Raw genomic sequence first — 18,867 nt, forward strand, 5'->3', positions numbered from 1 at the left:
AAAACCATTACAGGACAGAGGCGTCTTGAACGCGCACCCTGTCTTCTCTTTTGCTGCCTCTGTTTTGCGAGCATATTGCATGAATTCTGAGTATCACCGGCACGCGACCTTGCCTGCCAGGGCTAATATGGAAGCGCACACCGTTCGGGTGACGCGACGCAGTTTGCGCACCTTAACGTCGTTGCTGTTTGGCGTGCTGCTGCTTTCAGTCGTGATGGTGCTGGTGATAGCCCACCGACAAAACAGCGACTCGATCCAGCAGGATGTCAACCTGATGCGCCAGGCCTGGCAACAGCAGCAGGAGAAGATGATCACCGATGTACGTGATTACGCCAACTGGGGGGAAGGCTGGAAGAATCTGCACCTGACGGTAAATAAAGTCTGGGCGTGGGACGAGGAGAACTTAGGGCCGGGACTGTATAAGGAGTATCACTATGACGGCGTGTTTGTGATCGATGGCGCCGGCAAAACGCGCTATGCGGTAGTAGATGGCAAATTGTCAGAGGCTTCGCTGGAGAGTTGGCTGGGCGGGCAAACTGCACTGTTGCTGGCCGCCGCCCGTCACCAGCCTGACGATGGCATTACGCGCAATGCGATAATCAATCAACAGCCGGCATTGGTGGTAGCCGCGCCGATCACGCCAGGCAAAGTGCCCGATCTCCCCACTATCCCAGGCCCGGCTTCGGTGATGGTGTTCATCAACATCATGACGCCGGAAAAATTGCAGGCCCTTGGCAAGTCGCTCAATGTGATCGCTCCGCGCATTGCCAATGGCTTAAACGATGCGTTGTATGAACCGCGGTTGGTCGAACCGGTGATTCAGGGCGAGCCGCTGGTGCTTCGCTGGCAGGCCAAAAATCCCGGCTTCGGCGTGATCTGGCTGATGATGCCCTTACTCTGTTTCACTGTACTGGCGGTCGCTCTGGTGACACGGCGGGTGATCCGCCATGCGCTACATAACGCCGTTATTTCCGATCGTCGCTTTGAAATGCTGGCCATCAGCCAGCGTGAACTGGCCAACAGTGAAGAGCGTTTCCGCGACCTGGCTGAAGCCGCTTCGGACTGGATTTGGGAAGTGGACGATCAGGGCCGCCTTTGCTATCTCTCCTCGCGTTTTGCCGCCGTTACCGGACACGAGGTCAAAAGCTGGATTGGGCGGCCGCTGGATCAACTCCTCAGTCATCCCAGCCATTCGCTGGTGGCCTGGCTGTTGCGTCAGGGCGATGAAATGCAGCATGTGCCGCTGCGCTGCCAGTTTATGGCTGCCAATGGCGAGCGCCGCATCGGCGAATTGATGGCGAAAACCATTCGTCGTAATGGACTGCGCACCGGCTTTCGCGGCACGGTGTCCGATATTACCCATGAGGTGGATGCAGAAGCGCGCATCCAGTTCCTGTCACGTCATGATCTGCTCACTGGCCTCGCCAACCGCATGCAGCTACAGGAATTCCTGACCACACATCTGGAAAATGCCACGCAAGAGGCACCGCTGTTTGTGATCAGCTTCGATCTCGATCAGTTCAAACCGATCAACGATTCTTGGGGCCACGCGGTGGGCGATGTGGTGCTGAATGAGATCTCTCAACGGCTGAAAAACCTGATCGGCCCAGATGAACTGGCGGCACGACTGGGCGGAGATGAGTTTATTCTACTGCTGCGCGAAAGCTCGCGCGCCGGTCTGGAGTATCGCTGCCGCGCACTGCAACGCGCCGTCCATCAGCCGATTATCAGCGGATCGCATCAACTGAGTCTTACAGCCAGCATGGGGATTGTCAGCGCGCCGCAGGATGCTAGCCAGCCGGAAGCCTTGCTACGGCTTGCGGACATCGCTCTCGGCCAGGCACGCACGGCTGGACGCGATCGCTGGGTATGGTACTCCAACGATATGGCCAACCATATTCAATCGAAACGCGATATGGTGCAGGCGATTGAAGAGGCGCTGCGCAACAACACGTTTTCCCTGCACTATCAGCCGCGTTACCAGCTGCAAAGTGGACAGCTGGCTGGCGCGGAAGCGCTGATTCGCTGGCAAGTGGCTGAGGATCAATGGATTACCCCTGACCGCTTTATTCCGCTGGCGGAAGAGAATGGGTTGATCGCTGCCATCAGTGACTGGGTGCTAATGCGCGCCTGCCATGATGCCAGCGATTGGGGCGACCAGCGCTACGTATCCGTGAACATCTCTCCGGTGGAATTCCGTAACAGCGATCTGGTGGATCGTGTCGCACACGCGCTGGCGGTGAGCGGTTTACCGGCCACACGGCTGGAACTGGAGATCACTGAAAACGTGACCTTCGAGCATCCCGATCGTGCGCTGGAAATCATGCAGGGGTTACGTGCGCTGGGCGTGCGGCTGACGGTGGATGATTTTGGTACTGGCTATGCTGCCTTAGGCTATCTCAAAACCTTCCCGTTCAATGGCTTGAAAATCGATCGATCATGGATGAAAGAGTTCCCGGAATCCAGGCAGGCGCAATCAGTGGTGGCGGGGATTGTCGGATTGGCGCGGGCATTTGCACTCACCATCACGGCAGAAGGGATTGAAACCGAAGCGCAGCTCAATGAGCTGAAGGCGCTTTCTTGTGAAGAGGGGCAGGGCTATTTTCTCGGCAAGCCAATGCCACTTGCGGCGTTTAAAGTGCGCTTGCAGGATGAAAAAGAAGCCGCTCAATAAGTGCGGCTTCTCGGTTATGGCGGCAGTTTAGCCGCCCGTCTCATCAGGGCTTAACGCACCCGAACCGCAACCACGGTCATCAGGATGGCAAAGCCGATAAAAATGGCAAGTTCCATCATCGTCACCTCAGATAATTCTTAGTTAATTGTAGTGACTCAGCGCGTGAACTTTAGACCGTGTGTGCGGTTAATCCTGGAAGTTGAGAGGAAGATCGCGCGTTAGAGCACAATTATTCGACTAATCCTCTGTCATTGTTTTCACAATAAGGGCTTGCTTTGTTACTCTCGGGAACGGTTCGTTTACTATCCAGGAGGAGAAACTTGTGACCCATTATGGAAAAGCGTTACTGGCCACGGCCTTTTTTGCCTTAACCGCCTGTCAGTCCGCCAGCAAACCGGACAGCACCGCTGCCGTCAGCCACGATCCCGAAACCGATCAGTGTGGCGCATCGCAATATCAGAATTATATCGGCCAGCCACTGAGTAGCCTTGATACCCAACGGTTTGCGGTGCCGGTGCGCGCCATTCCGTGGAACGGTGCCGTCACCATGGACTTCAACCTGCGCCGCCTGAACTTTACTGCTGATCAGAGTGGGAAAATTTCGCGGGTTTATTGCGGATAAATTCAAACGGACATCGCATTGTCATCGGGCTGTCATGGCGCCGGGCGAGGATAGCTGCGCATTACGGAGATTTCCTCGTCACTCTCGAATATGCAATGCTCGTCTTGTTTCTTCCCGCCTCGGCGGGAATTTTTTTTTCTATTAATCCGTACTGGATTGATGAGGAGCGACGATGAGACACACCAAAAAAATTCTGCTAATCACCCTGCTATTAAGTCCACTGGCGCACGCCTCGAGCGAAGCCGCCTGGCAGCAAAACAGCCAAACCCGGCAGCAAGCCTGTCTGAAAGCCAGCGGCCTGAAAGGGGTGAAGGTGGTGGGGAAACCGATTCAGTATGACGACAGCGTCGGCTACGACGCGTTACTGCTGGAAGGGCGTTATCCGCAGAAGCACATGAAAAATCAGATTGGGCGTGAGCTGTGCCTGTACCAGCGTACAAGCGGAAAAGCGGTGGTCAGCGAGGCCGATCACCTGCGCGCAGTGAAGTAACACGATATGGAGGCGCGCCCGCATACGGCGCGTCTTGAAGTCCCTGAACGCTGCAATTGTCCTAAATTCCGCCGCACACAAGGCGATTTTCCCGGCGGCTGAATGACGGCACCCTACGGCTTTTGTTGCCTGTCTTCCAGCAACTGCGCCAACAGATTGCGATAGCTTTGGAGCTGCTGCTCATCCCCTTCAAATTCCAGTTTGGCAATCACCCGCGCAATGATCGCTTTGCTGGTCGCGGGCTGACCATCATCCATCAATTCGCGCATGATCGCTGCCAGCAGATCGCTCTCGTGCGGCGCATGCCAGGCAGGACTGTTGAAGTAATCGGTAATCGCCCGGCTGGCGCTGTTAGGATGTGCTCTCATGGCTGACCTCCGCAGAGACAACGATGCCCACCGCCGTTTATTGGCAGCATTGGGAAACATGGGTTAAGCATGGGAACTGTCCAGAACGGGCAGCGCCTCGCCAGCGATGGCCGGTGATTTTTTAAACATAGATGCGGCGTCGAATATTGTCAGTAATGGATAGACATATTTTTTCACGTTTGCTCTCTATCGCGATGCGCTTATCTTGCTGAGTTGTTTGTTTCAGCACATAAAGACACTACAAATCGTGCCCCTTACACTATTTGCTGTGAGCAGAATCACGCACGGCAGCGGAAAACTGCGTTTTTAACCCGATGCCATGTTTTGCCGTCCAGCGATGTTATGAGGTTGTTAGACTGAACCCTCATTTCATTTTTCTGATGCTCACGCCCATGCTACGCTCCATCGAGTCCTGGAAGGTCAATCTGATTTCGGTCTGGTTTGGCTGTTTTTTTACCGGATTAGCCATCAGCCAGATCATTCCCTTCCTGCCGCTCTACGTTGAGGAACTCGGTATCCATGGCACCAATGCACTGAGCGTCTGGTCGGGTCTCACCTTCAGTATCACCTTCATCGTATCTGCTGCGGTGGCACCGCTGTGGGGCAGTCTGGCTGACCGTAAAGGGCGCAAGCTGATGCTGTTACGCGCATCCTTTGGCATGGGCGCGGTGATTCTGCTGCAGGCGTTTGTGACCGAAGCATGGCAACTGCTGCTGCTGCGTGCGCTAATGGGCCTGACATCCGGTTATATTCCTAATGCGATGGCGCTGGTGGCCGCTCAGGTTCCGCGTGAGCGCAGCGGCTGGGCATTGAGCTGTGTCTCCACCGGACAAATTGGCGGCGTGATTCTGGGGCCGATGATCGGCGGGCTTCTGGCTGACTGGCTGGGACTGCGCATGGTGTTTATTGTCACGGCAGTGCTGTTGATGGTGAGCTTCCTTGTCACGTTGTTCCTGATCAAAGAGACCGGCTACACGCCAGTGAGCAAGCAGGACAAAATGAGCGGACGCGAGGTGTTCCGCAGCCTCGACAATCCTCGCCTGATGATGTGCTTGTTCGTCACCACCATGGTGATCCAGATGTGTAACGGCTCGGTGAACCCGATCCTGACGCTGTTCGTGCGTGAGCTGGCGCCCGATGCGCAGAATCTGGCCTTCCTCAGTGGTGTGATTGCCGCACTGCCGGGCGTTTCGGCGCTGATCTCCGCCCCTCGTTTGGGTAAGCTGGGCGATCGCATTGGCACCCAGCGCATTCTGATAGGCACCATGCTGTTTTCTCTGGTGTTGCTGATGGCGATGTCATTCGTTACCAGCGCCACCCAGTTAGGCGTGCTGCGTTTCCTGCTGGGCTTTGCCGATGGCGCGATGATGCCTGCAGTACAAACGCTGCTGGTACGCCACTCGCGCGATAATGTCACCGGACGCATCTTTGGCTACAACCAATCCTTTATGTATCTCGGCAACGTGGCCGGCCCGCTATTGGGTGCGGCGGTGTCTGCTGCGACCGGCTATCGCTGGGTCTTCTTCGCTACCGCCGTGGTGGTGCTGTTGAATGTCCTGCTTCTGCGCCGCTTCTATCGCCGCCCGAAAACCGAGCTGACTCCACCGCTGAGCCAGCAAGGTGAGGCGGCGAAGAAGTCTACTGGCGCAGCGTCAGCGCGTAGTGCCACTGCTGCTGAGAAAGCAAAAACTCCGGGCTGACGCTGGGGCTCCAGGAATCGTCACCGCCCACGCCCATATGGAAGCCATCAAGGTGCAGCCAGCAGCCTTCCTCTTCCCGCAACAGATGGCGATGCGAGGTATCACGCAGTTGTTCGAGGCTGTAGCGGCTGAGCGAGAACGCAAAATCGCCGCTCGCCTGCCAGCTGCCGGTATCAAGCTGGCGCGTACCGCAGCGCAATCCATTTTCACCGGGAAACACATAGGCGGTACTCAGCGAAGTCAGCGGCTGCTGCCAGTGTGAAAACTGCGCCGCCAGCTGACGATCCGGATAGTTTTCATGCGGGCCCAGGCCGAGCCAGCTCACACTCTGCGGCGCGCTCCTCAACTGACAACGCAACCCGATGCGCGCGGGAGCAGGCAAGCCCGGCGCCTGTTGCACCTCGACACTGACGCTCAACTCACCGTTGCCACCGATCTGATAACGCTTGTGGCTGGTAAAGATCACCTGCCCATTGGCCTCCCACTGATGCCAGGTTTCAATCAGCACGCTGTGTTTCAGACTATCGACCTGCATATCCAGCAGCACTGCCTCCAGCTGGTTATAGCCCGCGTGTTTCCAGCGCTCCACCCAGGCATTGGGATCGACATTGGCGGCTTCACTGGTGCCGATATCGTTATCAATCGGCGCGCGTACAAAGCACTCCTGCAATGACGTCAGCATCGTCTCTTCATCGTTAACAAACCACTGCACCAATTCCCCACTGCGGCGCGAGAAGTGCCAACGCTGTTGCGGCAGTTGCACAGCAACCAGATCGTGATTGGCAATCAGTTCTGGCGCAGTGGGCGTGGCATCAATCACACGGGGCACTAACGCGGCGGGCAGCGGCCACTGATCCCAGGCCACGCGGGCATCGGCTTCCGACCATGCGGTGGCAGCGATCTGATGCACCGCGAGATTCAGCCACGCATTCCCCTGTAAATGTTCAGCGGCTGGAATATCAATCGTCTGGCTGCCCTGCGCGGTGAGATGCAGCGGCAGTTCGCCCTGCGCGACGGAAACGCCATCCTGTTCAATCGACCAGCGCAGCACTTCATTATCGCTGCTGCGGAACAGGTACTCGCTGGAGATCGTGAAACGCCAGGCGTTACTGGCATCGCGCTGGAACTGGAAGAATTGCTGTGCACGCTGCGCTTCAAACAAAGCCGGATGCGGCGTTCGATCGGCAAACACCAGACCGTTCATACAGAACTGGCGGTCGTTAGGCGTGTCGCCAAAATCGCCGCCGTAAGCCTGCCATGGCTGGCCTTGTTCGTCATAACGCGTCAGGCTTTGATCGACCCAATCCCAGACAAAACCGCCCTGCAGGCGCGGGAACTGACGGAAGGCCTGCCAGTATTTGGCGAAACCCCCGAAACTATTGCCCATGGCGTGCGCATACTCGCACAGGATCAGCGGACGCGTTTCACCCGGCAGGCCAATCCATTTTTTCAGTGACCACTTCGGTACGGCAGGGAAGGGCTGATCCTGATCGACGCGCGCATACATTGGGCAGACAATATCGGTGGCGGCGGTATTGGCGCCACCGCCTTCATATTGCACCGGACGGGTCGGATCGCTGCTTTTCACCCATTGATAGAGCGCATCATGGGTACTGCCATGGCCGGACTCATTGCCGAGTGACCAGATGATGATACAAGCGTGGTTACGATCGCGCTGCACCATGCGCGTGACGCGCTCGCTATAGGCGGCGAACCAGCGTGGATCGGCCGATAAACGGTTCATTGGCTGCATGCCGTGGGTTTCAATATTGGCCTCATCGACGACATACAGGCCATATTCATCGCACAGGCGATACCACAGCGGATGGTTGGGATAATGCGCACAGCGAACGGCGTTGAAGTTGTGGCGCTTCATTAATTCAATATCGCGCCGCATGCTGGCTTCATCCACCACCTGGCCATTTTCCGGATGATGTTCATGACGGTTCACGCCGCGAATCAGCAGAGCCTTGCCGTTGACGCACAGTTGACCGTTTTCAATGCTGACACGCCGGAAGCCGACATCGTAGGCTTCGGCTTCAATCACCTGCCCGTAGTCATCCAATAGCGTCACCACGGCACGATAGAGATGGGGCGTTTCCGCACTCCACAGCAGGGGATTTTTTATCGGCAGCACCAGCAGCGCGCGCTCTGGGTAATGCCCACGTTCGTCAATCACCGCACTGCCCGGCGCTTGTTCTTCACTGCCGATGCAGGTTTCGTCCTGCCACAGGCTCACACGCAGACGGCACTGATTAAGCGGTCGTTCACTGGCGTTAATTTTGACACTCACGCGCAGATCGCCACGGATATATTCCGGGCTCAGCGCCGTTTCGATTTGCACATCGGCCAGTTGGGTTGATGGCTTATGGAGCAGGCTGACGTCGCGGAAAATCCCGCTCATGCGCCACATATCCTGATCTTCTAAATAGCTGCCATCGCTCCAGCGCAACACCATCACTGCCAGTCGGTTCTGGCCACGCTGCAATGCCTGACTCAGATCAAACTCGGCTGGCAGTCGGCTGTCCTGTGAATAGCCGATCCACTGGCCGTTACACCACAGGAAAAAGGCCGAGTTAACGCCGTCAAACACAATGCGCGTTTGTCCTTGCGTCCGCCAACTCTCATCGACATTGAATGTGAGCGAATAACATCCGGTGGGGTTTTCCTTAGGAACAAACGGCGGGTTCACAGGAATTGGATATTGCACGTTAGTGTAGATTGGCGCGTCAAAGCCATGCAGCTGCCAGTTTGCAGGCACGGGCAGGGAGTGCGCGCCAGGCAAATCCTGCATCAACCAGCTTTGTGGCACCGCTTCAGGCTGTGAGAAATAGCTGAAACTCCACTGTCCATTCAGTAACTGGCGTGATGGGGAAGGGGCATCGTCGCGCGCACTGACTTCATCGCGCCAGCTGGAAAACGGCGGATGGGCATCCAGACGGTTCAGGCTAGTGATCACCGGATTTTCCCAGTCGCGACGCGCCAGGATATCACTGAGAGAAAGGGTGGGCAGGGTCATGGTAAGATCTCATTGATTGTAATGCGCTCACATTGCGTCATTTCGCGCGGCGTGTAAAGTGATCGACCGCCCGCAATGGTTGAAATTTTCTTCAATATGATGATGCCTCTGTGGTTTTTTTGCGGGCGTAGTGCCAGTAATTTGTTAAGCGTGGTGAGCAGAGATGAATAGCGCCGGGTTGCAGAGAATTCTGTATTGTCGTGCCCGTTACCGCCTCATACACTCAGCCCGATTTCACCATCCAGAGGTAATTATGGTCCGTATTATTAAACTCGCTGCCGTTGTGGCATTGGTGACCGCGTTGAGCGGTTGTATCTTCCCACCGCCGGGTGGCGGAGGCGGTTGGGGTGGTCCTGGCGGCGGTGGCGGTCCAGGTCGTGGCTTTATGGGACCCCATTAATTAGCGCCAGACGTTAATGCATGATTACGCGCGAAACGTTTCGAAAAAGCCCTATCAATGAAGTGAAACGTTTCGCCGTTACATATTGAAATTCCGTTTCTTTTTTAACGCTGCGCTTATTCTAAATTTTAAGCAAACCGCCAAAAATCCCTGTTGTTTTAACCCCCTCAATGCTAACGTCTGTTTTCCATCTCTTATTGAGCCTGTCGCATGAAAAACCTTATCGCGGAACTTCTGCTAAAACTGGCTGAGAAAGAAGAAGAGTCAAAAGAATTAGTGGTCCAGGTAGAGGCATTAGAAATTGTGCTGACGGCCATGCTGCGTAAGCTGGATCCTGAACAATTCAACGAGATTGCGGCCGGTATCGCCACCGCGATGCCTCCACTTGCCCCTGCGGCAGAAACCCCAGATACCACTCTGCTGCGTAACTACGTTGAAAAGCTGCTGAATCATCCCCGCGTGTAAGCGTCACGCCACGCTGAAGAACCGATTTTGCTGTTAGCGTGCTCGCAGCAAGCTCTGGACGAGGGAATATATTTTTTTCTGCATTGCTTATTTCCTGCCATGATTAAGAGGCAATAATTCTATGGAGATTCCGGCAATGAAATCGTGTCTTTTGGCAATGATAGCAGCAGGCCTGCTGTTGGCGGGCAATGCGGGTGCAGCAGAGAAAACCGCCCAACAAAATAAAATGACCATGTGTAATCAACACGCTTCCTCTCAGGATTTAAAAGGGGATGCGCGTAAATCCTTCATGAGCGACTGTCTGAAAAAAGACAGCAAGATGGGCAGCATGACGCCGCAGCAAATGAAGATGAAAACCTGTAATACCGACGCGGCTGATAAAAAACTCAGCGGCGATGCGCGCAAGACCTTTATGAGTTCCTGCCTGAAAAAAGCCTGATCGAATTGCACCTGATCTAGGGGTTCATACTGTGTATGAGCCCTTTTTATTGCCTCTCACTCACTGGTCAGAAGAAAAAGTAATAGCCGGAGCGTCGTCACATTTTAAGCGCGGTAACAGTGCCAGGATGTATTAATCCTAAATAAGGACTAATTAAAAAATAATCTATCCTTCCCCTCGAACCGGATGCTTTCGTCGGGCAGCTTTGACCTGTGGAGACGGCTATGAATGTGCTTGATTATGCTGTGATGGCGCTCTATGCGCTGATGATAGTGGCCATTACGCTCTGGGCGATGCGTAAAGTCGGCAGCACGCGTGATTTCTTTGCGGCAGGCGGGAAAATGCCCTGGTGGTTGTCGGGCGTCTCGCATCATATGTCCGGCTACAGTGCGGCCGTGTTCGTGGCCTATGCGGCAGTGGCTTATAACATGGGCATCACCATCTATTTCTGGTGGGCGTTTCCCATCTCCGTTGCGGTATTAATCGGGTCGCGCCTGTTTGCTCCACGCTGGGCCCGACTGCGAATTCATATGAATATCGAATCGCCGATGGAGTACCTCGCGACGCGTTATAACCTGCCAACGCAAATGGTGCTGGCATGGAGTGGGGTGCTGCTGAAAACCTTCGACGTCGGCGCCAAATGGGCCGCCATTGCCGTGATCATCAATGTCTTTACCGGGTTAGATCCGTTGATTGGCATCTGTATCTCCGGGGCGCTTAGCCTGTTTTATACCGTGATGGGCGGTTTATGGGCTGATGCCTGTAATGATTTCGGCCAGTTTGTGGTGCAGTTTATCGCCGCGATTGTCATGGTGGTGGCCGTGGCGATGCATCTGGGCGGTTTCGGCGAGCTGCTCACCATCTGGCAACACCTGCCTGCCACCCACACCGACATCGTTCAGGAGCCGTATACGCTCGGCTTTATCCTCGCCTACTTTGTGATTTACACCCTGAGCTACAACGGCGGCACCTGGAATCTGGCACAACGCTTCATCGCCGCACCGGCGGGTCGCGATGCACGTAAAGCGGCGTTGCTCTCGGCCGCACTTTACCTGATTTGGCCGCTGATACTGTTCTGGCCAATGTGGGCGGCACCGCTGCTGTTCCCCAATCTTAGCGATCCTTCACGTTCATACTCTGTGATGGCGATGGAATTACTGCCGAATGGGTTAATCGGTTTAGTGCTGGTGGCGATGTTCACTCATACGCTGTCGATGACTTCATCAGATGCCAATGCCATCACGGCGGTGGTCACGCGTGACATTCTGCCCGGCATGCTGCCGCGCCGTTTTCAGCGCGGTAAAAGCTCGCTACTCGTCGCGCGTCTGACGGCTTTTCTCTTCATCATCACCACGTTGATTATCGCCATGAATGCCAGCCGTTTCGGCGGTGTGCTTTCACTACTGATTATCTGGTTCGGTGGATTAGTGGGTCCCATTTCGATTCCGATGCTTTTAGGCTTACTGCCTGCATTTCGTCGTAGCGGCAGTGCCGCAGCACTGGTGAGTTGGGCCGTGGGCGTGGGCACCTTTTTCTGCGTGAAATTTATCTTTACTGATGTCAGCACTGCCACTCAGGTGGCCGCCCCCGTGATGTCATCGCTGGTGCTGTTTGTGGTGATGGGATGGCTGCGTCGTGCGCCGGTCAGTCCGGAAGTCGACGCGCTGCTCGCGGCACTCAATCAGGATCAGGATATGCCCGCCAGTGCGCACTGGCCGAAAAGTCACAACGCTTCTCAGGAGGGATAAGAATGACGCTTTTACAACAGGGAAAGCGCGACCGCTTGTGGGTCAAGCGCTTCGCCCATCGTGATGCATTAGGCATCGCGGCGGCAGAGGATGCCATCGCCTATTTGCAGCAATTACTGCAACAGCAGGCGGTGGTGCGGATGGTATTTGCTGCCGCCCCCTCACAACATGAGTTTCTTGCCGCGCTGGCTGCCGCGCCGAATCTCTACTGGTCGCGTATTCACGCGTTCCATATGGATGAATACATTGGGTTGAATGAAGATGCGCCGCAGCGCTTTAGCCATTTCCTGCGTGAACATCTGTTTGACCGGGTACAACCTGGCGAAGTGTATCTCATCCCTTCAGGTGGCGATCCTGCGGAAGTGTGTCGCGAATATGCGCGCAAGTTGGAGGCGGCACCGATCGATGTGGTCTGTCTGGGCATTGGTGAAAATGGCCATCTGGCCTTTAACGATCCGCCGGTAGCGGATTTCAGCGATCCGCTTAGCGTCAAGACAGTGCAACTGGATCACGCCTGCCGTCAGCAGCAGGTCAACGACGGCTGTTTCCCCACACTCGAGCAGGTGCCGACGCACGCGGTGACGCTGACCATTCCCGCTTTGATGCGTGGCACCAGGTTGTTCTGCATGGTGCCGGGCGCGACCAAACGGGCAGCGGTGCAGGCAACATTGCACGACGCGATATCCACGGCTTGCCCGGCAACCCGATTGCGCCAGCATCCCAACTGCACGCTATATACCGACGCCGATGCCTGCGCGGAGGTGATTTTTGACTGAAATGCTATTACGCGGTCGCGATTACCGCACGCTGGATCCGATTGAGCTCTACATGTGTGAAGGCCTGCTGGCAGAGGTGCGATCGTTGCCAGAGCCTGACAACGATCTGATTCTGGCGCCGGGGCTGGTGGATCTGCAAGTTAACGGCTTTCAGGGCGTGGACTTTAATCACTTTCCTTTTAGCGAACAGGATGTGCTGAATGCCACGCACGCGTTGTGGCAACAAGGGGTCACCAGCTTTATGCCGACGGTGATCACCGCTCAGCCCGGAGAGATTGCGCAAGCGTTGCAGCGACTGGCCAGCGCCTGTGAGCACTATTCGGACGTCGCGCTGGCGGTGCCGGGTTTTCATCTGGAAGGGCCATTTTTGTCACCGGAGGATGGCCCGCGCGGTGCGCATCCACGGGAGGCGATCTGTGCGCCGGATGTGTTTCTGTTTGAAAGCTGGCAACGGGCCGCGCAGCAGCGCATTGGTTTGCTGACGCTCTCAGCGGAATGGCCGCAAAGCAGCGAGCTCATCCGGCATTGCGTGGCGCAGCAGGTGCGAGTGGCGATTGGGCACACCTCAGCCTCTGCCGCGCAGATTCATGATGCGGTGCTGGCGGGCGCTTCGCTTTCAACTCATCTGGGCAATGGCGCCCACCTGCAACTGCCGCGCCATCCCAATTACATCTGGCAGCAGCTGGCGGAAGATGCGCTGGCGGCTACGCTGATTGCCGATGGTGATCATCTGCCCGCGGAAGTATTGAAAGTCTTTATGCGGGCAAAGGGCGAGCAGGCGCTCTTGGTGAGTGATGTGACCTGCTTTGCCGGACAGCCGCCGGGCATCTACGATTCGGCAATAGGCGGACGCGTGCAACTGAGCGCGGAAGGGCGGCTGAGCATGGCGGATGCGCCACAGTTGCTGGCCGGTTCCGCGCGGGGCCTGCTGGATGGCGTCAATTTTCTGCTGCGGCAACAATTAACCCCTTTGCAGCAGGCGATTGAGATGGCCTCGATTCGACCGGCACGGCAGTTAGATTTGCCACAGCAGCATGGGTTGGCACCCGGCGCACCGGCGGATGTGTTGTTGCTGAAACCCCAGCCAGATGGGAGCGTGGCGTTAGTCGCGTGTATCAAAAAGGGCAAAAAGGTGTGGCAAGCCGCCTCAGCCTGAAGCGCGATTTTATTTTCCTCACTAACGGTGTGATAAGTAATAGCTTATCCGCCGTTACGCTTTGTTTCTCCAGCGAAATTCTCCTGCTTTGCCAGGCTTACTGTTTGTAGGGATTTAATGTCGTCAAATCCAATAACAACGCAGGAGGCTAATCGTGAGCTATCAATCTGTCGTGGAACTCAAGTCGCTGGCGCAGCGCAAACCCACCAAATTCACCGTGGGTGATATCGATATGGTACTGATTCGCGATGGCGAACGAGTGCAGGCGTTGCAGGCAAAGTGCCCCCATGCAGGAGCGCCGTTAGAGCAGGGCGCAATCTGCGGCGATAAGCTGGTGTGTCCGTGGCACAAGGCGGTATTTCAACTGCGTGATGGCAAAATGTGTGAGCCGCTGGCATTGGCCAATCTTAAACGCTATCCGGTGCGTGTTGAACAGGGCAAGGTGCTGGTCAATCCGCAGGCGATGTCGCCTGCCAGCGCCCCCGCCGCTCAGGGCGAATCACCGGTGTGCGTGATTTTAGGTTCTGGAGCCGCAGGCAGTGCGGCGATCTGGACGCTACGCGATGAAGGTTTCAGCGGGCGCATTGTGCTGGTGGAGCGCGAATCCGCCGCCCCTTACGATCGCACCGCGCTGAGCAAGTTTGTGCCTTCGGGAAAAATGGCGATCGAGGATGTGCCTAAACTGCTTAAGCCGGATGTGCTGGGTTCGCTACAGCGTATTCAGGGCGAGGTCGCGCAACTCAAGGCGCAGGATCAGACGTTGATTCTTGCGGATGGTCAGACAGTGAAATTTGACCAGCTACTTATTGCCAGCGGCGGCGTGCCGCAGCCGCTTAACATCCCCGGTAAGGATTTGCAGGGTGTGCATCTGTTACGTTCGCTAAATCAGGCGGAGGAGCTACTCAAACAGGTGGATGAAACAGAGCAGCTGGTGATAATCGGCAATAGCTTTATCGGTATGGAGATGGCGGGCGCGCTGCGCAATCGGGATGTGGATGTCACGGTGATTGCCCGTCATCCACTGCCGTTTGCAAAGCAGTTTGGTGAAGAGATTGGCCGCTATTTTTACGATCTGCATCGCAGCAATGGGGTGAAATTTGTTGAGGGTGAGCCGGAAGCGCTGGAAGGGAATGAGCAGGTGCAAGTAGTGCGCCTGAAAGGAGGGAAATCAGTGCCCGCAAGTCAGGTGCTGTTTGCCACTGGCGTGAAACCGGCGACAGATTTCATCCACGATTTGCCACTGCAGGACGATGGCAGCCTGCTCGCCGATGGGCAGCTACGCGTTGCTGACAATATCTGGGTCGCGGGTGATATTGCCCGTTATCTCACGCCGCGTGGCCCGCAGCGCATTGAACACTATCGTGTGGCACATCAGCAGGGACGTATCGCGGCACTCAATATGCTGGGCAAAGGTGTGATGTACGATCGCGTGCCGTTTTTCTGGACTGCGCACTACGGCACGCGCTACGAATATCTGGGCCATGCCGAAGAGTGGGACGACTACCGACTGCTGGGATCGCTTCAGGACAAAAGCTTTATCGCCTTTTACTCTCGTCAGGGCATCATCGCGGCGGTGTGTTCAGCTGGGATGTACACGCTGACCGCGGCGCTGGTGGAAGCCATGCAGCAACCGATGACGCTGGCGCAAGGGCTAGCGCTATTTGAAGCCTATCAGGGACAGGACGCGTAAAAAGGGGGGCAAGACTGGGCGGGATCAGGTGCGCGGGCAGACGCACCTGATGAAACCCAATAGGTTACTGCTTACTTAATGCCTCGGACTTAGCCATACACTGCTGCATTGCGTTGATCACCGCCGCGCGGAAGCCTTTCTCCTCCAGCACTTTCACCGCTTCGATGGTGGTACCGCCAGGTGAGCACACCATATCTTTCAATTCGCCAGGGTGTTTACCGGTTTCCAGTACCATCTGCGCGGAACCTTTTACCGCCTGCGCGGCAAATTGATAAGCCTGCGCACGCGGCATACCGCCAAGCACGGCAGCATCTGCCATTGCTTCGATAAACATAAATACGTAGGCCGGAGCCGAACCACTCACACCGACCACGGCATGAATCAGATATTCATTTACCACCGCCGCTTTGCCGAAGCTCTCGAAGATGCCAACCACTTCGTCGACTTCATGCGGTTCCACCAGTACGTTAGGGGTAATCGAAGTCATGCCTTCGTTCACCAGCGACGGCGTATTCGGCATCACGCGGATGATTTTGCGGTCGTGCCCCAGCACGGCGGCCAGTGAATCGAGGGTGACGCCTGCGGCGATCGACACCACCAGCGAATCCTTCTTCAATTGACCCGCGAGATCTTTCAGCACTTTGAGAATCACATTCGGTTTCACGGCACCAAACAGGATATCGACTTCACGTGCCAGACTCTCTGGGCTTTCAGCCGCTGTCACGCCATATTGCTCTGCCATCGCCTGATTGGTGGCCGGTTTGCGGTCGCAAACCCAGATGTTAGCCGGGGCAATCAGCCCGCTGTTGACCAGTCCGCTGATAATGGCCTTCGCCATATTGCCGCAGCCGATAAACCCGATTTTCTTCTCCAGCATCGCTCTATCCTTTAAGTGTTCATTTTCTCGTGCGAGTTAGCTTACGACAGCTGTGCTGAATAACAAGCCGCGTAAAAATATTTGCCATTCTGCCGCAAGCGGGCAAGATCGCCTGCAATTCTGTAGGAAAAAGGAAAACACATGTCGATTTGGGTTGATGCTGATGCCTGCCCCAATGTCATCAAAGAAGTGCTGTACCGAGCCGCCGAACGCGCCAAAATCACCGTGACTTTCGTGGCGAATCAGCCGCTGCGCGTACCGCCATCACCGTGGCTGAAAACGCTGCAGGTGGCTGCGGGATTTGATGTGGCTGACAACGAAATCGTCAAGCGTGTGCAGCCGGGCGAGCTGGTGATCACCGGGGATATTCCCTTAGCGGCAGAAGTGCTGGAGAAGGGCGCTGCGGCGTTGAATCCGCGCGGCGAGCGCTACTCACCGGATACCATTCGTCAGCGTCTGACCATGCGTGATTTTATGGAAACAATGCGAGCGAGTGGCGTGCAAAGTGGCGGCCCGTCGGCGCTAAACCAACGTGACCGCCAGCTGTTTGCTAACGAATTGGATAAGTGGTTACGCCAGCGCTAATCAGACGAAGCTGTCATCGTCGTCGTAGTCGCCGCCACCAAAGTCACTGAAGTCGTTGTTATCCGCAAAGCTGTTGTTATCCCAGCTGGCGTTGTCGTTCAGGAAGGCATTGTTGCTGTCATTACCGTTAAAGGTATCGAGGCTGTTATCCACCTGCGGCAGCGCCGGCTCGTTGATAATGTTCACAATCTCTTCCGGCTGAGAATGATGGAACATGCTGGTGAGCATATCGGCCATCACCACACCCCCGGCCACACCTACAGCTGTCTGTAATGCACCACCGAGGAAACCCGTGCCGCGCGCAGGCGGAGCCGCATATTGCTGTTGGGGCTGCGCGTATTGCTGCTGAGGCTGCTGCGGCGCGCTGCCCCACACTGGCTGTTGCTGCTGCGGCGCAGACTGGCGAGAACCGCCGCCAAACAGACTCGACAGGAAACCACCGCTGCTCTGCTGCGGTGCTTGCTGTTGTTGTTGCTGAGCCTGTGCCAGGCGATTCTCCAGATCGGCCACCTGAGCGTTGAGTTTTTTCAGCGCTGCTTCCTGAATCAGGATTGCCTGTGACATGTAATAAGGCGCACCAGGCTGGCTCTGCAAGTGCTGTTTAATCAGCTGTTCGGCACCGGCATCACGCGGTCCGCTCTGGGTTTCAGCCTGTTTCAGTCGGCTAAAGAGATTATCGATTAACTGTTGTTCTTCATTCTGCATGGTGTGAACCTCCAATGATTCGTACCTTCTTATATGTGGTCAACGTGACAGAAAGTAAATCAATGGCCTGGTAAGGAAATGTTGCCCGTGCTTACAAATAGGTTGATGCACGAAACGCGCATCATTTTATCGTTATTAATCATATTGATAGTGAATTCGTGGCCGTAAATACGCGTAAATCGTGCTTCGCGGGTGGCTGATAAAATAAAATCCAGGTATCATGCGACGCAATATTGACCTGATGACCTTGCCCGTGCGGCATAAATACGGCGGAGGATGAGCCCGGATGTCATTACCCATCTATCTGATCGGCGCACGCGGTTGCGGTAAAACCACTATCGGCCAGGCCCTTTCTCAGGCGCTTGGTTATGCCTTTAGCGATACCGATCATAACCTGCAGCTCACGACGCAACGCACCGTGGCGGAAATCGTCGCGGCTGAAGGCTGGGACAGCTTCCGTGCGCGCGAAACTGAGTCGCTGCGGGCGGTCACAGCGCCGGCAACGGTGATTGCCACCGGCGGCGGGATGGTGTTGGCTGAGGTGAATCGTCGCTTTATGCGCGAACATGGGCAGGTGATTTGGTTGAATGCCCCGTCAACGGTACTGGCCGATCGTCTTGAACGTCAGCCCGAAGCCGCGCAGCGCCCGACGCTAACCGGTCGTCCGATTGCCGAGGAGATGAGCGATATTCTGCGCGAGCGCGCGCATCTTTACCGCCAGACCGCGCACCATGAAGTGAATGCCATGCAGGCGCCAGAACAGGTTGTTGATCAAATTCTGCAATCCCTCTCGCTCGCCCGCGCCAGCTAACCCCTTCAGATTTATCCCTCTTTTTTCTCGCGATCCTCCATTGTCTATACTTTATTAGAGACAGGGGGATCGCCGCTGTCTGTGTGGAAACCAGACATAAGAGGGAAATCTATGCCAACCAAACCACCGTACCCGCGAGAAGCGCGCATCGTTGCCGTAGAGAAAGGCGCGGCAGGCAATACTGTGACGTGGTATGAGTTACGCGCTGACCATCCGAAGCCCGATTCATTGATCAGTGAGCACAAAACTGAAGCCGAAGCGCAGGATGCCAAAGCGCGTTATGAAGACGCGGATAAAGAGTAATTCTCGCGGGCAGGGACGCCTGTTAATCACTGATTACTT

General features: G+C 55.8%; 18 protein-coding genes. 14 read left to right on the top strand and 4 right to left on the bottom strand.

What is annotated here, in order from left to right; genetic code table 11:
• The first annotated feature begins 79 nt into the window (after positions 1–79).
• The 3 genes from F3J37_RS12420 (at position 80) to F3J37_RS12430 (ending at position 3,786) form a co-directional block, all read left to right on the top strand.
• Positions 80–2,674 (top strand): bifunctional diguanylate cyclase/phosphodiesterase, encoded by a 2,595-nt coding sequence (locus F3J37_RS12420; protein ID WP_166933675.1) that lies wholly within the window; start codon positions 80–82, stop codon positions 2,672–2,674.
• 322 nt (positions 2,675–2,996) lie between these two features.
• Entirely contained in the window at positions 2,997–3,296 is a 300-nt protein-coding gene (locus tag F3J37_RS12425) for an I78 family peptidase inhibitor (protein WP_045833892.1), read from the top strand.
• A gap of 172 nt (positions 3,297–3,468) precedes the next feature.
• Positions 3,469–3,786, top strand: coding sequence for a hypothetical protein (locus tag F3J37_RS12430; protein ID WP_166933677.1), 318 nt, complete (start codon positions 3,469–3,471; stop codon positions 3,784–3,786).
• Positions 3,787–3,899: 113 nt separating this feature from the next.
• Here F3J37_RS12430 and F3J37_RS12435 read toward each other — a convergent pair whose 3' ends face one another.
• Positions 3,900–4,154: a biofilm development regulator YmgB/AriR family protein gene (locus tag F3J37_RS12435; protein WP_034830488.1), complete on the bottom strand. Its 255-nt coding sequence runs from the start codon at positions 4,152–4,154 to the stop codon at positions 3,900–3,902.
• Positions 4,155–4,546: 392 nt separating this feature from the next.
• On the opposite strand from F3J37_RS12435, the gene F3J37_RS12440 reads away from it, so the two are divergent.
• Positions 4,547–5,854 carry a multidrug efflux MFS transporter gene (locus tag F3J37_RS12440; RefSeq protein WP_166933678.1) on the top strand — a complete coding sequence of 436 codons (1,308 nt, stop codon included), beginning with the start codon at positions 4,547–4,549 and terminating at the stop codon, positions 5,852–5,854.
• On the opposite strand, the gene F3J37_RS12445 is transcribed toward F3J37_RS12440, so the two are convergent.
• Positions 5,793–8,873 (bottom strand): beta-galactosidase, encoded by a 3,081-nt coding sequence (locus tag F3J37_RS12445; protein ID WP_166933680.1) that lies wholly within the window; start codon positions 8,871–8,873, stop codon positions 5,793–5,795. The genes F3J37_RS12440 and F3J37_RS12445 overlap by 62 nt on opposite strands.
• Before the next feature lie 253 nt (positions 8,874–9,126).
• On the opposite strand from F3J37_RS12445, the gene F3J37_RS12450 reads away from it, so the two are divergent.
• The 7 genes from F3J37_RS12450 to F3J37_RS12480 all read left to right on the top strand — a co-directional run bounded on the left by F3J37_RS12450 (position 9,127) and on the right by F3J37_RS12480 (position 15,547).
• Complete coding sequence (locus F3J37_RS12450) at positions 9,127–9,273, top strand: hypothetical protein (RefSeq protein WP_166933682.1); 147 nt, start codon at positions 9,127–9,129, stop codon at positions 9,271–9,273.
• A 210-nt stretch (positions 9,274–9,483) separates the two neighbouring features.
• Positions 9,484–9,738, top strand: coding sequence for an anti-adapter protein IraP (gene iraP, locus F3J37_RS12455; protein WP_034830496.1), 255 nt, complete (start codon positions 9,484–9,486; stop codon positions 9,736–9,738).
• A 136-nt stretch (positions 9,739–9,874) separates the two neighbouring features.
• A complete protein-coding gene (locus F3J37_RS12460) occupies positions 9,875–10,177 on the top strand; it encodes a PsiF family protein (protein WP_034830548.1) in 303 nt (100 codons plus the stop codon).
• A 224-nt stretch (positions 10,178–10,401) separates the two neighbouring features.
• Positions 10,402–11,925: a sodium:solute symporter family protein gene (locus F3J37_RS12465; protein WP_166933683.1), complete on the top strand. Its 1,524-nt coding sequence runs from the start codon at positions 10,402–10,404 to the stop codon at positions 11,923–11,925.
• Between the two features lie 2 nt (positions 11,926–11,927).
• The gene (locus F3J37_RS12470; RefSeq protein ID WP_166933685.1) at positions 11,928–12,701 is read left to right on the top strand and encodes a 6-phosphogluconolactonase; all 774 of its coding nucleotides are present in this window, start codon (positions 11,928–11,930) and stop codon (positions 12,699–12,701) included.
• A 1-nt stretch (position 12,702) separates the two neighbouring features.
• A complete protein-coding gene (locus F3J37_RS12475) occupies positions 12,703–13,857 on the top strand; it encodes an N-acetylglucosamine-6-phosphate deacetylase (RefSeq protein ID WP_240154098.1) in 1,155 nt (384 codons plus the stop codon).
• Positions 13,858–14,011: 154 nt separating this feature from the next.
• On the top strand, positions 14,012–15,547 hold the full coding sequence (locus tag F3J37_RS12480; RefSeq protein ID WP_166933688.1) for an FAD-dependent oxidoreductase: 1,536 nt from the start codon (positions 14,012–14,014) through the stop codon (positions 15,545–15,547).
• 64 nt (positions 15,548–15,611) lie between these two features.
• Here the strand turns inward: F3J37_RS12480 and proC are convergent, their stop codons facing one another.
• Positions 15,612–16,424 (bottom strand): pyrroline-5-carboxylate reductase, encoded by an 813-nt coding sequence (gene proC / locus F3J37_RS12485; protein ID WP_034830503.1) that lies wholly within the window; start codon positions 16,422–16,424, stop codon positions 15,612–15,614.
• Between the two features lie 141 nt (positions 16,425–16,565).
• Between proC and F3J37_RS12490 the strand changes: the two genes are divergently transcribed.
• Positions 16,566–17,009, top strand: coding sequence for a YaiI/YqxD family protein (locus F3J37_RS12490; protein WP_034830508.1), 444 nt, complete (start codon positions 16,566–16,568; stop codon positions 17,007–17,009).
• Here the strand turns inward: F3J37_RS12490 and F3J37_RS12495 are convergent, their stop codons facing one another.
• On the bottom strand, positions 17,010–17,714 hold the full coding sequence (locus F3J37_RS12495; RefSeq protein WP_058961466.1) for a DUF2076 domain-containing protein: 705 nt from the start codon (positions 17,712–17,714) through the stop codon (positions 17,010–17,012).
• Positions 17,715–18,000: 286 nt separating this feature from the next.
• On the opposite strand from F3J37_RS12495, the gene aroL reads away from it, so the two are divergent.
• Positions 18,001–18,525 (top strand): shikimate kinase AroL, encoded by a 525-nt coding sequence (aroL, locus tag F3J37_RS12500; RefSeq protein ID WP_034830512.1) that lies wholly within the window; start codon positions 18,001–18,003, stop codon positions 18,523–18,525.
• A 111-nt stretch (positions 18,526–18,636) separates the two neighbouring features.
• Positions 18,637–18,828 carry a YaiA family protein gene (locus F3J37_RS12505; RefSeq protein WP_034830514.1) on the top strand — a complete coding sequence of 64 codons (192 nt, stop codon included), beginning with the start codon at positions 18,637–18,639 and terminating at the stop codon, positions 18,826–18,828.
• Positions 18,829–18,867 lie beyond the last annotated feature (39 nt).

The organism is Candidatus Pantoea communis, assembly GCF_011752685.1.
Taxonomy (GTDB): Bacteria; Pseudomonadota; Gammaproteobacteria; order Enterobacterales; family Enterobacteriaceae; genus Pantoea; species Pantoea communis.

What these genes read in the sequence shown, in the direction of transcription:
- F3J37_RS12445 (WP_166933680.1), bottom strand. Translation starts at nt 8,873, where the DNA reads ATGACCCTGCCCACCCTTTCTCTCAGTGATATCCTGGCGCGTCGCGAC.
- iraP (WP_034830496.1), top strand. Translation starts at nt 9,484, where the DNA reads ATGAAAAACCTTATCGCGGAACTTCTGCTAAAACTGGCTGAGAAAGAA.
- F3J37_RS12460 (WP_034830548.1), top strand. Translation starts at nt 9,875, where the DNA reads ATGAAATCGTGTCTTTTGGCAATGATAGCAGCAGGCCTGCTGTTGGCG.
- F3J37_RS12430 (WP_166933677.1), top strand. Translation starts at nt 3,469, where the DNA reads ATGAGACACACCAAAAAAATTCTGCTAATCACCCTGCTATTAAGTCCA.
- F3J37_RS12495 (WP_058961466.1), bottom strand. Translation starts at nt 17,714, where the DNA reads ATGCAGAATGAAGAACAACAGTTAATCGATAATCTCTTTAGCCGACTG.
- F3J37_RS12470 (WP_166933685.1), top strand. Translation starts at nt 11,928, where the DNA reads ATGACGCTTTTACAACAGGGAAAGCGCGACCGCTTGTGGGTCAAGCGC.
- F3J37_RS12490 (WP_034830508.1), top strand. Translation starts at nt 16,566, where the DNA reads ATGTCGATTTGGGTTGATGCTGATGCCTGCCCCAATGTCATCAAAGAA.
- F3J37_RS12420 (WP_166933675.1), top strand. Translation starts at nt 80, where the DNA reads ATGAATTCTGAGTATCACCGGCACGCGACCTTGCCTGCCAGGGCTAAT.
- F3J37_RS12440 (WP_166933678.1), top strand. Translation starts at nt 4,547, where the DNA reads ATGCTACGCTCCATCGAGTCCTGGAAGGTCAATCTGATTTCGGTCTGG.
- F3J37_RS12505 (WP_034830514.1), top strand. Translation starts at nt 18,637, where the DNA reads ATGCCAACCAAACCACCGTACCCGCGAGAAGCGCGCATCGTTGCCGTA.
- F3J37_RS12450 (WP_166933682.1), top strand. Translation starts at nt 9,127, where the DNA reads ATGGTCCGTATTATTAAACTCGCTGCCGTTGTGGCATTGGTGACCGCG.
- F3J37_RS12475 (WP_240154098.1), top strand. Translation starts at nt 12,703, where the DNA reads ATGCTATTACGCGGTCGCGATTACCGCACGCTGGATCCGATTGAGCTC.
- aroL (WP_034830512.1), top strand. Translation starts at nt 18,001, where the DNA reads ATGTCATTACCCATCTATCTGATCGGCGCACGCGGTTGCGGTAAAACC.
- F3J37_RS12465 (WP_166933683.1), top strand. Translation starts at nt 10,402, where the DNA reads ATGAATGTGCTTGATTATGCTGTGATGGCGCTCTATGCGCTGATGATA.
- proC (WP_034830503.1), bottom strand. Translation starts at nt 16,424, where the DNA reads ATGCTGGAGAAGAAAATCGGGTTTATCGGCTGCGGCAATATGGCGAAG.
- F3J37_RS12435 (WP_034830488.1), bottom strand. Translation starts at nt 4,154, where the DNA reads ATGAGAGCACATCCTAACAGCGCCAGCCGGGCGATTACCGATTACTTC.